Source organism: Halosolutus sp. DAT137, assembly GCF_059736405.1.
Genome location: NZ_JCAQID010000007.1, coordinates 561879 through 576232 on the forward strand (window position 1 = coordinate 561879; position 14354 = coordinate 576232).

The following is a 14354-nucleotide window of genomic DNA, read 5'->3' on the forward strand; positions in this document are numbered from 1 at the left end:
CCAGATTGACAAATAGACCTCTATTTCGCCGTGGAATCCGGCCCTTGTCTGTTTGTGACGCAAAGATATCGCCGAAAACGACCGGAGAGAGGATAGGTGAAGCGGTGGTATGACGTTTGATCGACGGTGAACTCCTAGTGACACTGTTTCAAACCATTCCTGTCGAAGATCCGGTAACAATCTTCGCGTTGGCGATGGTCATCTTTCTCGTCGCGCCACTCCTCTTGGAACGCCATCGATTACCCGGCATTATCGGAATCATCCTCGTTGGGGCTGCGATCGGTCCGAATGCAGCTGGTATTATCGAGCGAGGGGATGCGATCGTTCTCCTCGGGGAGGTCGGACTGATCTATCTGATGTTCCTCGCCGGTGTCGAGATCGATCTCAATAGGTTTTTTGATAACATCGACCAGAGCATCATCTTCGGCGTTCTCGCATTCCTCATTCCTCAGGGAGTCGGTACCGTTTTCGGGATGTGGGTGTTCGGATTTTCGTTGCCGACGGCGTTATTGTTCGCAGCTATCTTCGCCTCGCATACGCTGCTCGCATATCCTGTTGCCCGTCAATTAGGGATCGTCGGCAATGACGCCGTCACGGCAACCATCGGCGGCACCGTGCTCACGAACGTACTCGCACTGCTCGTTCTCGTCATCGTCGTCGCTTCAGCGGAAGCTCCCCTCGATTGGCTGTTTTGGGTAGAACTCGGGCTTGGTATCACGCTGCTTTTCACCGGGATCTGGTATATCGTTCCGTGGCTCGGTCGCCGGTTCTTTCGGAGCCTCGCCGAAGAGAGTTATTTCGAGTTCCTGTTCGTCATGGCTGCCCTCTTCGGTTCAGCGGTGTTCGCGGAAGTAGTCGGAGCCGAACCCATTATCGGAGCGCTCGTGGCAGGGCTGGCGCTTAACCGGCTCATCCCCGATCGAGGGCCGTTGATGAATCGCGTCCAGTTCGTTGGCAACGCACTGTTCATCCCGTTCTTTCTCCTCTCGATAGGGTTGCTCGTCGATGTGACTTTGATTGTTGGGGGGCGCGAGTCGCTGTTGCTCGCCGGGGCACTGATCGGACTCACACTCGTCACAAAGTTCGTCGCGTCCTGGCTGACCGGCCTGCTGTACGCGTATGATCACGACCAGATCGGAAGCATGTTCGGGCTCTCGGTCGGACAGGCCGAAGCGTTAGCGATCGTGCTCATCGCGTTCGATGCTGGTATTCCCGGATTCGATACGGATATGATCAACGGCGCGGTGTCGATGATCCTCGTCGTGAGTCTGGTCAGTCCGATCGTGGTGGAGAAATACGGTCGAGCAGTCGTGACGAAAGAGCGGGGAGGGAAACGCAAGCCGACCGACGTTCGCCAACGGATCCTCATTCCGTTTACTCCGGTACCCGAGCACCACGAGAAGCTGATGAGGTATCACGAATCCCTGGTCGATCTAGCGTTATCTATCCGGGAGGAACAATCTACCGAACCGTTACACACGCTGGCCGTCGTCCACCCGGGACCGAAAACGGAGCAAAAGGTTGCGACCGCCGATGCAGCAATCGCACACACGGAAGAGTATGCTGCCGGCGCAGAGGTGCCGGTAACGTTTCACACGCGGGTCGATCACAACATCGCCTCCGGGATCACTCGCGCAGCCGTTGAAAACCGGATCACGACGATCCTTCTCGACTGGGACGGGATGCGGCTCTACAGACAACCTCTCTTCAGTCAGACTACGCGGCAGGTTCTCGCATGGACTGATCAACTCGTTCTCGTCTCCCGAATCAGGGAACCTCTCAATACCGTCTCCCGAATCGTCTTCGTGCTTCCACCCGAGCTGTCACACGATCCAAACTTCTACGAGGTCGGACAAACGATCGAACGGATCGCAGCGGGTACTGGAGCGCCGATACGAGCACTCGTCGTCGAGGAGTCGGGGAATGATTACGAGCAACTGTTCGGAGAACACGAATCGAACACGCCTATTGAGAGAGAATACATCGATGACTGGGACCGATTGATTCGAGTTCTTTCCGAAGACGTGACGGCGGGCGATCTCGTGGTGTGTGCGAGCGCTCGCCGAAACACCATCGGTTGGCGACCGGAACTCCAGGAACTGACCGAACGCGTCCCGACGCTCACGTCGGGCGACTTCGTCGTAATCTATCCACCGATCGGTGGGGATACCGATGAGCAGCCACAATTGTCGATGGAATAAAAGCGCTCGAATTACCGAGATTTGTGAAAGTGAGATCACTCCAAAATTGCGAACAAATGGTGAGAGTAACAACTGTAGCGATCGCAATCGTAGAGTAGCGTATGAGCCTTTTCGAAGTGGGTATCCCACTTATCGTTCTATTTGTCGTGTCTGGACTGACTGTCGGTATCCTCTTTGGGTTCTTCGGGATGGGTGGGAGTTTCTTCGTTACCCCTGCGCTTCTCGTTCTCGGACATTCCGCCCCTACTGCTGTCGGAACTGGGCTCGCGTTCGTCTTCTGGACGTCACTCACTGCAACGATTACGCATCGCGGCCTCAATCATATCGATTATCGACTCGGTTTCCTGTTGATTCTCGGAATGACGGCCGGCATCGAGATCGGGAAACGGGCATTACTGCTGCTGGCGGATATCGGACTCGCAGATCTCGTCGTCAGTCTTCTCTACGTCGTACTCCTCGCGTCAATCGGTGTGTTCGTCATCCGCGACGGACGACATCCCGCGATAGAAGACGAGAGTTCTGTCGAGAACCCATCGTCTCTCTCCGCTCACCTCGAACGAGTCACCATCCCGCCAATTTTGATCAATTGGCGTATTCGAGTCGTCTTCACTACCGTTCGAATTCATAATCCGAGAACTTACTGCAAGCATAGCGCTCACAGCGAACCGAACTCGTTGCTTCTATCTCTAAAGGCGACTGTATAAACTCGTCAGAGGACGATCCGTGATTGATCACGTCCGGTTGCGTGAGAAACTCCATTCGCAGCCAAAGATCATCTACTCCTGAAATTTGAAGAAACAGAATCTGATACCGCTACATTACTGTTTTTCTTGGTTTTCGCAGTGCTCAATCACCCGCCTGGCCTTTTCAGAGCGTATCGCTACCTCCGAGGACCGGTTGGAATCTGCTAACGATAGTGGACGTTCATGCCGAAATACAGCCTATTGATTTGAAAAATGAGTGTTTACTGGAAGAGTCGTGCTATTTGACCCCATAGGAGGGGGGGTTGGAGTACAGTAAAGCACTCTGCCGACCTAGCTTAGATTGGGGAGATTCCGGGTGGAACCCCCCAGAGAATCATGGCAACGACAACCGCTTCCCAGACCGACGCTGCGTTCGTGGATCATCTCAACGTACCGGCGTTAGCGTTCGCAGGAGCGATCATGGCGGCAGTAGTCATGCTATTGCTCGGAATACTCGCTAATGTCGGTCTATACGAAGGAGCGGCCGCAATGATGATGGAATGGCATATGTTCTTCTCGCTCACGCTCGGCGGGATCATCACCGGTATGGTGGAGGCGGCGATCATTACGTTCGTCGTCCTGTACGTCTTTTCGTGGATATACAACACCATTGCCGCGAGATCCACTGTCAGCGAATGAGCAACAGATGCTCACTATATTTTAGAGTTGTTTCGTAATTACATCTGATCGCACTACCTTTCCTGCTGCGTGAGATTTGAGGACTAGATAACATACTTGGACAGCGTATCTCAGAGTATGGCAACCGATGATTCACTGGTTCGGACGGTCCTGATCGTTATTGCTGCGATCCTGCTTCTGCCTTTCCTCACGATGGTAGTGATGATGCCGATGATGGGCGTATGGGGGTGGGGACACATGTGGGATGGTAGTATGTGGAACGGCACAGGAGCCACGTGGATGTGGCTTCTCATGTCGGTGGTGCCTTTGCTCATAATTCTCGGGACCGGGTACCTCCTGTACAGTTCGATTCGCCAGTCCAGTCCTCAACAAAGTGATACTGCACTCGAAGAGCTGAGGACGGCCTATGCCCGTGGCGATATTTCGGATGAAGAGTTCGAAGAACGCCGCGAACGACTCCAAAGCAAGGTGTAGTCTCTGGGAAAATCAGTTCAGAAGTCTCATTGATTCTTGAGAGTGGATCCAGTTTCTCAGGATCAAAGTCAGTAAATCATGCACGTGTCACCGTCCCGAATTCGGCTGGCTCAGAACCCCGCACATTTTGGATGATCCCGTCAGGTCGAAAAGTTCTGTAATAGAATAAGTGGCGAATTTGGCTTCCAGAGTGGCTATTACGCTAATTCTCTCAAACCATGGGCCCTGACGGATTCGAACCATCGACCACTCGGTGTCTCACACAGCCTCACCAGGTCAGACCGTGTTATGAGCCGAGCGCTCTTACCAGACTGAGCTAAGGGCCCGTACGAAACACGAACACGCCGAACGATAGTTAACACTTACTGTCCGTGCGGCACGATCGGGCCAACATCGACCGATCGTTCCCCGTCGGACCGTTCATTCGGACTGGTATTCAGACAGCGACTGATCCGTGGCGTCCTGCTGGTGGCGGGTCGCAAGCCCCGCGAGGTGGGGCGCTTCGGGGACGATAAGTTGCTCACAGGCCGTTTGACAGGCGTTCGTACTGCCGGGAAGACAAAATACCGGCGTGTCGACGGCGATACCCGCCGTCGCCCGAGAGGCCATCGCGCGCGTCCCGACTTCGTCCCAGGAGAGCGATCGGAACAGTTCGCCAAAGCCCGGCAGTTCGCGCTCGAACAGCGAGGACGCGGCGTCCGGCGAGACGTCGTCGGCCGTAACCCCCGTCCCGCCGGTCGTCAGGACGACGTCGATGTCGCGGCGCGCGACGAGGCCGCGGACGGCGGTCCGGATCGACGAGTAATCGTCCCGGACCAGCACCCGCTCTCGGATTTCGTGATCCTCGGCCTCGAAGCACTCCTCGATCGTGTCGCCGCCCGGATCGTCCGGATCCTCCGCGGCGGCTCGAGAACTCGAGACCGTCACGATCCCGACGTACAGCGGGTCGATGATGTCGTGGCCGTGGTGATCGGTACTCCGTCGATCGTCACGTGATGGTGGCATACACGTACGTCCACACTGGAGGGCGTTAATAGCTCCCCCGAATTCGGCGGCTTACTCGGAGACTGACGTCGACTCGGCGTCGTCACTCGCTGCCGCCACGACGGTCGTATTACCCATTCCCGTGGGCGCGCAATTTTCGAGCGACGACCAGTCCGCATCCATCTCGTGCTCGGTGAGCAGACAGTCGTCGAGTCGAGACTGCAGAGCAGGCATATCCATTTCCCGGCCGATCAGCGCCAGACGAATTTCGCGGTCGCCCCACTCTTCGTCCCACGCGAGGTTGGGTTGGCCCTGCCGATACGTCTCCTGGCGCTCTTCCGGGAAGCTGGCAATCCAGCGTCCGGTGACTTCGAGCGTCGTTTCCGCGCCGGCGTAGCTCATCGTAATCGCCTGTTTCTCGCGGCCGGCGATCCAGCAGAGTCCTTTCGCACGCACGAGACCGTTGGGGAGATCAGCGAGCACCGCCGCGAACCGTTTGGGGTGAAACGGGCGCGTCCGGTGGTAGGCTTCGATCTGGAATCCGTACCGTTCGGGCGGGTGGGCGTGATCGTGGCCGTCCTCACCGTGGTGGTGATCGTGATCGCCGTGCTCGTGGCTCTCGTCGTGAACACCGCCACCGTGATCAGACTCGTCGGTCTCGATCGCCCGCTTCCAGCCCGCCGATTCGCGGGCCGCCTCGAGGCCGAACCGATCGCTGCCGAGCACCGTCTCCACCTCGAGCGCGCCGTACTCGGTCGTGACGATCTCCGCACGGGGCTGGAGGGTTTCGAGCAGGGCGACGACGCGATCGCGCTCTGCGTCGTCGACGAGGTCGCACTTGTTGACGACCAGCAGGTCACAGAACTCCACCTGTTCGAGCAACAGGTCCGCGATCGGTCGCGTGCCGCTTCCGTCGGGTCCCTCGCGGACGGGTGTGCCGTCGGTGTCAGCGAACGTATCGTAAAACCGCCGCGCGTCGACCACGGTGACGACGGCGTCGAGGTCGTACGGCCCGCCCGCCGGGCCGCGAACGAACTGCTGGGCGATCGGTTCGGGTTCGCCGACCCCCGAGGCTTCGACGACGAGGGACTCGAAATCGTGTTCCTTCCAGAGCTGAATGACCGATCGGGAGAGTTCGCCGCCGAGGCTACAGCAGATACAGCCGTTTTCGAGGGCGACGACTTCCTCGCCGGTCGCGAGGTCGGTGCGCGCTTCGACGAGATCCGCGTCGACGTTGACCGCGCCGACATCGTTGACCAGGACCGCAACGTCTCGGTCCGTCGATTCGAGCAGGCCCGACAGCAGCGTCGTCTTGCCGGCACCGAGTTCGCCACAGAGGATCGTTACCGGAACTCCCATTAGTCGTTTGCGAGCGCGAGTTCACGTCGCTCTTCCGGTTCGAAGGGATCGGCGTAAGCGTCCCAGTCCTCGTCCATCTCGGCGTCGGTGAGCACGCAGCCGTCGAGTCGATCGATCAGATCGTCGGCCTCGAACTCGCGACCGATGAAGACGAGTCGGGTCATGCGATCGCCCCACTCCTCGTGCCAGTCGTCTTTTAGCCCGGGACGGGCGGCGAAGTACTGCTCACGCTCGGCTGTGGGGAGCGTCGCGAGCCACTGGCCCGACGGGCCGGCACGGACTGAGGTGCCGGCCTTGTCGACACCCATCGCGACGTCTTCTCGCCCCGCACTCCAGAAGAACCCCTTCGCGCGCACGAGTTCGTCCGGGAGGTCTGCGAGCAGCGACGCGATGCGTTTGGGGTGGAACGGGCGGCGCTGTTCGTAGGTAAAGGAGGTGACGCCGTGTTCCTCCTGGGGGTCGTGGTGGTGTTCGTGCTGGAGTTCGTGTTTCCAGCCCGCGGAGTTCTGGGCCGCCTCGAAGTCGAAGCGGCCGGTGCCGAGAATCGAGTCGGGGTCGACGTTTCCGAACTCCGTTCGGACGAGTTCCGCACGCGGCTGGAGCGTCTCGAGGACGGCTTTGATCTCCTCGAGCGCGTTGTCGGGGACGAGATCGCACTTGTTCAACAGGAGGACATCACAGAACTCGATCTGATCGAGGAGGACCTCCTCGGGAACCCGTCCGGAGTCGCCCGCCAGATCGCCGGATGTCAGCGCCTCGCCGGAGTCGAACGACTCCCAGAAACTGTGGGCGTTGACGACCGTCACCATCGTATCGAGCCGGTAGGTACCCGTCGGATCGAAGTCGGCGTCCTCGAACCCCATCGCAAACGTCTGAGCGACCGGGATCGGCTCCGAAATCCCCGAAGATTCGACGAGCAGGTAGTCGAACTCCCGCCGATCCGCCAGCCGGCCGACCTCGTCTAACATGTCCCCGCGCAGGCGACAGCAGATACAGCCGTTGGACAGCTCGATGATCTCCTCCTCGCCGCCGAGGTCGGACTGCTGGGTGACGTGTTCGGCGTCGACGTTCACCTCGCCCATGTCGTTGACGACGACGGCGACGTCGAGACCGTGGTCGGCGGTCAGTACGTGGTTCAAAACGGTGGTCTTTCCGGCACCGAGGCTGCCCGAAAGGACGGTAACGGGGATGCGATCGTCGGTCATAGATCGATTGTGAATTGGATATCGAGACTTGTTAATGTTAGTTATTACATCCAGGGCAGGGACAGAATAACAATTTCTATTATTCTACAAGCTTATTTTCATATATGCCTGTGGTCAGCGTTTCGATGCCCGAAGCCCTTCTCGACCAACTCGACGCACTCGCCGAGAACCACGAGTACACCGGCCGTAGCGAGGTCGTCCGCGAAGCGACGCGATCGCTCCTGACCGAGTTCGAGGACGATCGACTCGACGGCAGGGACCTCGCAGGAATCGTCAGCGTCCTCTATGATTTCGGGACCCGAAGCGTCGAGCAGCGACTCACAGCACTCAGACACGACTACGACGGGCACATCGTCTCGACCGACCACAGCCACGTCGACGACTACTGTCTGGAACTGTACGTCGTCGAAAGCGATATCGACGGGATCTCGACGTTCGTCGGCGAACTCCGATCGATCGAAGCCGTCGAGCGCGTCGACTACTCTCTGGTCCCCCTCGATGCGATCGGACAGCTTCAGCGCACCTAAACGGGGTCTCGAAGGTCTTCCAGCTGCTTGTCGAACAGATACTCCTCACACCAGTTAATGCCAACTGACTGTCCGTTTTTCGGCTCGCGGAACCGAAGCTCCATTTTGCCGTCGGCTACCTCCGAAACCGGGAGCAAATATCGGTTGTCGTTGATTGGATCGTACACCGCGAAGTACTCGGCCCGTCCATCGTACCCGGTTCGATCATACCCGTCTCGTCGGCGTCGCGTGCTAACCGTCTCGAACGTAACCGTCCCCTCGCTCTTCCGGTACGCGGTTTTGCACTGGATACGATGAAATCGCCCGCCGACTTCGACGACCAGATCGTACGGTTCGTTATCGTAGGTGGGGACGAGAACGGGGATATCGCGCACGACGAACGCCGATTGGATGATCGCCTCCGTCGCCTGTCCGCGCTTCTGTGGCTGCTCGAGTTCCTCGTACTGCGTCGTTCGATCGACCATAGGACGGGTGGCCGCGCGATCGGATATAAACTATCGCCGGAGTGCGATCGCTTCTCTCGTGAATGACAGAAGAACGGAAGCGCCGAAGCCAGGACTCGAACAGGTGCGAGACGTTCCGGGGTGCTCACCTCACTCCGTTCGGCTGCGCTCCCGGGGCTGCGACTCGCGTGTTCGAGTCAGGCTCGTTTCGCGGTTTTTCTCACGGTGTTCGCTCGGCGCTACCGCTCCTCGCGAGTAGTGTTTGAAAAACAGCGCCGAAGCCAGGACTCGAACCTGGGACAACCTCGTATCTGCGGCGATCAGATGACCTGTATCGCCGTAACAGCGAGGTGCTCTACCATCTGAGCTACTTCGGCTCAACTTCGAGTAGTGGGGTGTATTTGATAGGGCTTTCGTTTTGCCCGCCGCGTGTTCGACACGCTTTCACGCAGTGCGCGAATAGCACGCTGTAATGAGCAAGGAGGACGCCGATCGCGACGACGAGAACTCGACCGCCACGGACACCGACGTCGAGACCGTCGTCGCGAGCGTACGCGATCGAATTGACCCCGACGCGGACGAGCGGCGACGGCTCCGGGCCGTCGCCGATCGGTTGCTCGAGCGGGCCGAATCCGCGGCGACCGAGCGCTGCTCCGGAGCCGATGTCTTGCAGGCTGGTTCGACCGCTCGGTCGACCTGGATTAGCGGCGATCGAGACATCGATATCTTCGTCCGGTTCCCGCCGGACCTCGATCGCGAGACGCTCGAGCGCTACGGTCTCGACGTCGGTCACGAGACGCTCCCCGACGGTCACGAGGAGTACGCCGAACACCCCTACGTGAAAGGGACCGTCGAGGGGTTCGATATCGACATCGTCCCCTGCTTTCGCCTCGAATCAGCGACCGACATTCGATCGGCGGTCGATCGGACCCCGTTTCACACTCGGTACCTCGAGCGACGGCTCGACGACGACCTCGCAGCCGATGTCCGTCTCACGAAGCAGTTTCTCAAGGGAATCGGCGCCTACGGGAGCGACCTCCGGACGCGGGGCTTTAGCGGCTACCTGACGGAACTGCTCGTCCTCGAATACGGCGGCTTTCGATCGCTCCTCGAGGCGGCAGCCGACTGGCAGCCGCCAGTCGAACTGGATCCGGAGGATCACGGGACAGCGAGCTTCCGGGACTCGCTGATCGTCATCGACCCGACCGACCCCGAGCGCAACGTCGCAGCCGTCTGTTCGGCCGAGAACGTCGCCCGGTTCCAGCACTACGCCCGCGCGTTTCTCGACGACCCGGACGCAGCGTATTTCGAGCCGACAGACCCGGAGCCACTCGATGCGGCCGCCCTTCGCGAGCACGTCGATCGTCGCGGAACGACCCCGGTCGCGATCCGATTTGACGCCCCAGACCTCGTTGACGATCAACTCTACCCGCAGCTTCGCAAGTCGCTGACCGGCGTCACCACCGAACTTGGCGATCGCGGCTTCGACGTCTTTCGTGCGACGGTGGCAGCCGCCGAGACGGGCATCCTGTTCGTCGAACTCGCTGTTGCCGAGCGACCGTTTTTCGAACACCACCGGGGACCACCGGTTCACGTTCGCAGCCACGCCGAGGGATTCTACGATGCCTACGTCGACGACCCGGACGCGTACGGACCGTTCGTCGTCGAGGACCGATACGTCGCGGAGCGCCCGCGAGAGTTCACCACGGCCCGCGAGTTTCTCGAGAGCGATCGGCTCTTCGACGTCGGACTTGGTGCGCACGTCGAAACGACGCTCGAGGAAGGCTACGACGTACTGGTCGGTAACGAGGTAACGGCACTTCTCCCGGAGTTCAAGACCGAACTCGCCGCGTACTTCGATCCAGCTCCCTAGAACAGGTCTCGGTCGAGAGTCACCGCCACCCTCGCCTACAGGTCGATATCGAGATCGTGTGTGTCGACGACGGCCTCGATCGTCTCCATCGCCTTCGTGGTGCACTCCCCATCCGGTTCGATCGGCTCCCGGCCGTCGAACGTCTCGTGAACGATCGCGACGCTGTCAGCGAGTACGTCCAGTCCGTAGCCCCCCTCGAGGACGAACGCGTACGCGGCGTCGGTTTCGTCGGCGATCGATCGCAGACGATCGGTCATCAGCGCGTAGGCCTCCGTCGTGAGGCGAATTCGGGAAATCGGATCGTGACGATGGGCGTCGAAGCCAGCACTGACGAGGAGGAGATCGGGATCGTACTCGGTGAGTGCAGCGTCGATCGGACCCTCGAACGCGGCCAGGTAGTCGTTATCGTCAGTTCCGGCCGGCATCGGGATGTTCATTGTCGTTCCCGATCCGTCGCCCTCACCCGTCTCGTCGATATCGCCGGTACCGGGATACAGGCCTTCCTCCTGGAGAGAGACGAAGTACACGTCCTCTCGGTCGTAGAAAATGTCCTGTGTGCCGTTGCCGTGATGGACGTCCCAGTCGACGATCGCAACCCGATCGACATCGTGATCCTCGTGATCGAGAGCGCACTGGGCGGCGACTGCGACGTTATTGACGAAACAAAAGCCCATCGCGTCGTCTTCGATCGCGTGATGGCCCGGCGGCCGACCGATCGAAAACGGCGTCTCACGGCCGTCCGCGCCATCGAGTGCTGACTCGGCGGCCCAGCAGGCCAGCCCGGCGCTTTTGGCCGCCGCGTCCCAGGTTTCCTCGACGGCAGTCGTATCGGGGTCCCAGCTTCCGCCCCCCTCGGCACAGAACTCCTCGACGGATTCGAGGTAGTCGCGGTCGTGGACGGCCGCCATCCGATCGATCCCACACTGCTCGCTGTCGACGTACTCGACGCCGTGTTTCTTCTTCAGCTGTTCGCGGATCGCACGGAGCCGGTCGGGCGACTCGGGGTGGCGCGATCCGGGATCGTGTGCGAGACAGAGCTCGCTGTACCCAAAGCGCATCTCACTCGAACAGCGAAAAGTACGTCTCGATATCGTCCTCGGTGATCGTCCGCCGATCAGCGTGATGAGCGAGCGTCGCCGCCGCACGGGCGACGTTGTCGGCGTAATCTTCGAGGATGTCCGCGAGCGCAACGCGGGCATCCATCGACACCCGGTACCGATCACCGATCTCGAGCCGTGCGATTCGATCGACCGGGGCGACGGGTAACTCGAGATCGTCCTTGTCGACGACCTGTTCGACCCCAAAATCAGTAGCCATCAGCGTCTTTCGTCCGTCGTCGGTCGCGCGCTCGGCGGCCTCGATCGCGAGCTCGCTGCCGTGTTCTTGAATCCGCGTTGCGAGTTCCTTCGACGCGTCGGCACTCACCCGAAGATCGCCCGCGTTCCGCCGGATAATCGTGTCCACCGGGGCGAACGGGAGTTCGACGTTCATATACAGATACGCGGAGCTAACCCCCTTAACGGTTTTCCTACTCCATCAGGACGGTGTTCGTCGGTTCAGAACACGTCGCTCGCGTCGAGTCGACCGTCGTGGACGACCCCTCTTGCGGTTATCTCCTCGCCGAGACCGACATCGGCGTCGGTCGCAACGCTCATCGTCTCCTCGCCGTCGTCGAGGACGACCGGATTACCCGCCTGCACGACGACACCGGTAAACTCGATCTCCTCGCCGTCGGACGGTTCCTCGCTGTCGATCGAGCCGCCAGCAGGCGATCGGTCGGAAGCCATCGAATCGCCGTCTTCGCGCTCGTTCGTCGTCTCGTCGCTGTCACCCTTCTCGCCGTCATCCGCGAACGCCGAGAGCCCGCTGTTCGCGTCGTCTTCGCTTTCGCTGGTAGCGGCATCGCCCGCCGAGTCGCTCTCGAGGACGGTAACCGTCGACTGCCAGCCCGCCGAGGCCTCCAGATCGTCCTGCCAGCCGTCCTGAATCTCGACGTCCGCCAGCGCAACCTCGTCGCCCGGTCCGACATCGATGTCCGCCTTCTCGCCCCAGAGCGCGACTCGAATGTCGCCCGTTGCGTCCTGAACGCGGATGTTTCGGACCTGTCCCTCAGAGCCGTCGTCGCGATCGAACGTGCGCTTCGGGTCGGCCGATCGGACGACACCCGCGAGATCGACCTGCTGACCGATTTCGAGGTCGTCGATCGGCGTGCTTTCGGGCGTGTACTCGACATCCGCGTCGACTTCTTCGATCGTGCCACGGTTCCCGACGTGGAGTTCGAGCGATCCGTCACGCTCGCGGACGTAGCCGTCGACGACCTCGACGGTCGTCCCGGCCTCGAGTTCGGTTGCTCGATCGGCCTGTTCGTCCCAGAGCGTGACCCGTACCCGGCCCGTCGAGTCACCAAGAGTCAGATTCGAGACCTTTCCCTCGGAGCCGTCGTCGCGATCGAACGTCCGGACGGTGCCGGTGTCGAGGACGAGACCGACGAGATTGACGTTCGAGAGCCCGAGCGAGAGATTCTCGACGGTGTGGGTGTCCGAGATCTGGACATCGATCTCGGTGTCCGGATCCGGTTCGACATCGTTGACGCTGACCTCGACGCCGCTGTACCCCTCTTTGGGACGCCCCGTGATCCGAAGGACGTCCTCGACTTCGAGTTCCTCGATCGCGGCTTCGGCGTGTTCGTCCCAGAACGCCGCGCGAACCGCGCCGGTTTCGTCGGCAACGTCGACGTTGACGACCCGACCGTCTTCGTCCTCGCCGTCGCGCTCGAACGTCCTGACCTCGCCGATGCTCGTCACCTTGGCGACGAACTTCGCCTCGTCCATTCCGGGTTCGATGTCGGCGATGCCGCCGACTTCGCTCTCGCCGATCTCGTGAGCGATGAGCATCGCCGCCGTCTCCTCGTCTGCGAGTCCACCCATCTGTTCGACTTTCGCCTCGACAGCCTCGCGAAACTCCTCGAGAGAGACGTCGGCCTCGAGATCCTCGTAGACACCCTCGATGTCGCTCATTCTATGTTCGTGCATGCATAGTTCGCGCATAAGCGTTGTCCATTCGCTTCCTCCGTCGTCCTCGCAGGTCGGGCTCTCGGACCGATCGGGTGGCGATCGGCACAGCGAGAGTTCGTGCCGGAGCCATACCGCCCCTAGTCGTGCTCTGGTATATAAACTCGCGTCCGGACGGCGATCGTCCTCAGGTATCACCATCAATCTCGGGATCGTCGTCGCTGTCCGTTTCCTCGACGACCTCCTCGCGACCGCGTTCGACGTGGGCCACCGTCACCGTCTCCGGGCCCTCACCCTCGAACTCGATCGTCGCCGCGTACTCGATTCGGGCGAGACACTCCTGGCAGAAGTCCACGTCGTCGCTTTCGACGTCAACCGTCACCGCGAGTTCGTCGGTCTCGGTTCCGAACTCGGTCGCCGACAGCACCGCCTCGTAGCACGGATTCGGGGCTTCGAGACTGCCGCTGATCTCGACTCGCCCGGCCGCGACGTCGACGACCGCCTCGCTCGTAGCCGCCTCCCCCGACGCACAGGCCGCGGCCGTCGTCTCGATCGTCGCGGCGGTGATCGCACGCTGTCGCCCCGGGTCCCCGGAACCTCCGCCGTCAGTGTCACCAGTATCGTCTCCCGAATCGTTCCCCGTCCCACCCGTGCCAGTATCGACATCGGAGCCGGTTGCGCTATCGTCGAGACAGCCCCCCAACCCGCCGGCGATCGCGATCGCTCCCGCACCGATGCCCACCCGCTGGAGGAGCGTCCGCCGTTGCATACCACACAGTGGGTGCGAGCTGTCATATCTGTTCGTACCGATTTGCCGACGACGGCACCGAGCACGATCGGTAGCTGCCGGTGCTGAAAACTCGCAGACGGCGATCGGGTCCCTTTCGAAAGGGCT

14 protein-coding genes and 2 tRNA genes are annotated in these 14354 nt (G+C 60.6%); 6 read left to right on the forward strand and 10 right to left on the reverse strand.

All coding sequences use genetic code 11. The features are described 5' to 3' along the window. The first annotated feature begins 137 nt into the window (after nucleotides 1-137). The 4 genes from AC6I6L_RS12445 (at nucleotide 138) to AC6I6L_RS12460 (ending at nucleotide 4057) form a co-directional block, all read left to right on the forward strand. Nucleotides 138-2201, forward strand: a complete 2064-nt coding sequence (locus AC6I6L_RS12445; RefSeq protein WP_497918081.1) for a cation:proton antiporter — start codon at nucleotides 138-140, stop codon at nucleotides 2199-2201. Between the two features lie 101 nt (nucleotides 2202-2302). Next, nucleotides 2303-2905, forward strand: coding sequence for a TSUP family transporter (locus AC6I6L_RS12450; protein ID WP_497918082.1), 603 nt, complete (start codon nucleotides 2303-2305; stop codon nucleotides 2903-2905). Between the two features lie 375 nt (nucleotides 2906-3280). Continuing rightward, nucleotides 3281-3583 (forward strand): hypothetical protein, encoded by a 303-nt coding sequence (locus AC6I6L_RS12455; RefSeq protein WP_283834934.1) that lies wholly within the window; start codon nucleotides 3281-3283, stop codon nucleotides 3581-3583. 117 nt (nucleotides 3584-3700) lie between these two features. Then, nucleotides 3701-4057, forward strand: coding sequence for an SHOCT domain-containing protein (locus AC6I6L_RS12460; protein WP_497918083.1), 357 nt, complete (start codon nucleotides 3701-3703; stop codon nucleotides 4055-4057). Nucleotides 4058-4276: 219 nt separating this feature from the next. On the opposite strand, the gene AC6I6L_RS12465 is transcribed toward AC6I6L_RS12460, so the two are convergent. The 4 genes from AC6I6L_RS12465 to AC6I6L_RS12480 form a co-directional block, all read right to left on the reverse strand. Next, nucleotides 4277-4383: transfer RNA gene (locus tag AC6I6L_RS12465), tRNA-Ile, on the reverse strand. A 94-nt stretch (nucleotides 4384-4477) separates the two neighbouring features. Next, the gene (locus AC6I6L_RS12470; protein ID WP_497918084.1) at nucleotides 4478-5062 is read right to left on the reverse strand and encodes a MogA/MoaB family molybdenum cofactor biosynthesis protein; all 585 of its coding nucleotides are present in this window, start codon (nucleotides 5060-5062) and stop codon (nucleotides 4478-4480) included. A gap of 51 nt (nucleotides 5063-5113) precedes the next feature. After that, on the reverse strand, nucleotides 5114-6400 hold the full coding sequence (locus AC6I6L_RS12475) for a CobW family GTP-binding protein (RefSeq protein WP_497918085.1): 1287 nt from the start codon (nucleotides 6398-6400) through the stop codon (nucleotides 5114-5116). After that, complete coding sequence (locus AC6I6L_RS12480; protein WP_497918086.1) at nucleotides 6400-7605, reverse strand: GTP-binding protein; 1206 nt, start codon at nucleotides 7603-7605, stop codon at nucleotides 6400-6402. Before AC6I6L_RS12480 ends, AC6I6L_RS12475 begins: the two co-directional genes overlap by 1 nt. A gap of 104 nt (nucleotides 7606-7709) precedes the next feature. Between AC6I6L_RS12480 and AC6I6L_RS12485 the strand changes: the two genes are divergently transcribed. Beyond that, complete coding sequence (locus tag AC6I6L_RS12485) at nucleotides 7710-8132, forward strand: CopG family ribbon-helix-helix protein (protein ID WP_497918087.1); 423 nt, start codon at nucleotides 7710-7712, stop codon at nucleotides 8130-8132. Here the strand turns inward: AC6I6L_RS12485 and AC6I6L_RS12490 are convergent. Together AC6I6L_RS12490 and AC6I6L_RS12495 are read right to left on the reverse strand one after the other, a co-directional pair. Further along, the gene (locus AC6I6L_RS12490) at nucleotides 8129-8596 is read right to left on the reverse strand and encodes a group I intron-associated PD-(D/E)XK endonuclease (protein ID WP_497918088.1); all 468 of its coding nucleotides are present in this window, start codon (nucleotides 8594-8596) and stop codon (nucleotides 8129-8131) included. The genes AC6I6L_RS12485 and AC6I6L_RS12490 overlap by 4 nt on opposite strands. Nucleotides 8597-8848: 252 nt before the next feature. Further along, nucleotides 8849-8952, reverse strand: a tRNA-Asn gene (locus AC6I6L_RS12495). A gap of 95 nt (nucleotides 8953-9047) precedes the next feature. Between AC6I6L_RS12495 and cca the strand changes: the two genes are divergently transcribed. Then, a complete protein-coding gene (gene cca, locus AC6I6L_RS12500) occupies nucleotides 9048-10448 on the forward strand; it encodes a CCA tRNA nucleotidyltransferase (protein ID WP_497918089.1) in 1401 nt (466 codons plus the stop codon). 35 nt (nucleotides 10449-10483) lie between these two features. On the opposite strand, the gene AC6I6L_RS12505 is transcribed toward cca, so the two are convergent. From AC6I6L_RS12505 to AC6I6L_RS12520, 4 genes are all read right to left on the reverse strand, one after another. After that, complete coding sequence (locus AC6I6L_RS12505; protein WP_497918090.1) at nucleotides 10484-11506, reverse strand: histone deacetylase family protein; 1023 nt, start codon at nucleotides 11504-11506, stop codon at nucleotides 10484-10486. A gap of 1 nt (nucleotide 11507) precedes the next feature. Beyond that, nucleotides 11508-11939, reverse strand: coding sequence for a histone family protein (locus tag AC6I6L_RS12510; protein ID WP_497918091.1), 432 nt, complete (start codon nucleotides 11937-11939; stop codon nucleotides 11508-11510). Nucleotides 11940-12004: 65 nt separating this feature from the next. Next, complete coding sequence (locus AC6I6L_RS12515; protein WP_497918092.1) at nucleotides 12005-13465, reverse strand: single-stranded DNA binding protein; 1461 nt, start codon at nucleotides 13463-13465, stop codon at nucleotides 12005-12007. A 181-nt stretch (nucleotides 13466-13646) separates the two neighbouring features. After that, a complete protein-coding gene (locus tag AC6I6L_RS12520) occupies nucleotides 13647-14228 on the reverse strand; it encodes a hypothetical protein (RefSeq protein ID WP_497918093.1) in 582 nt (193 codons plus the stop codon). Nucleotides 14229-14354 lie beyond the last annotated feature (126 nt).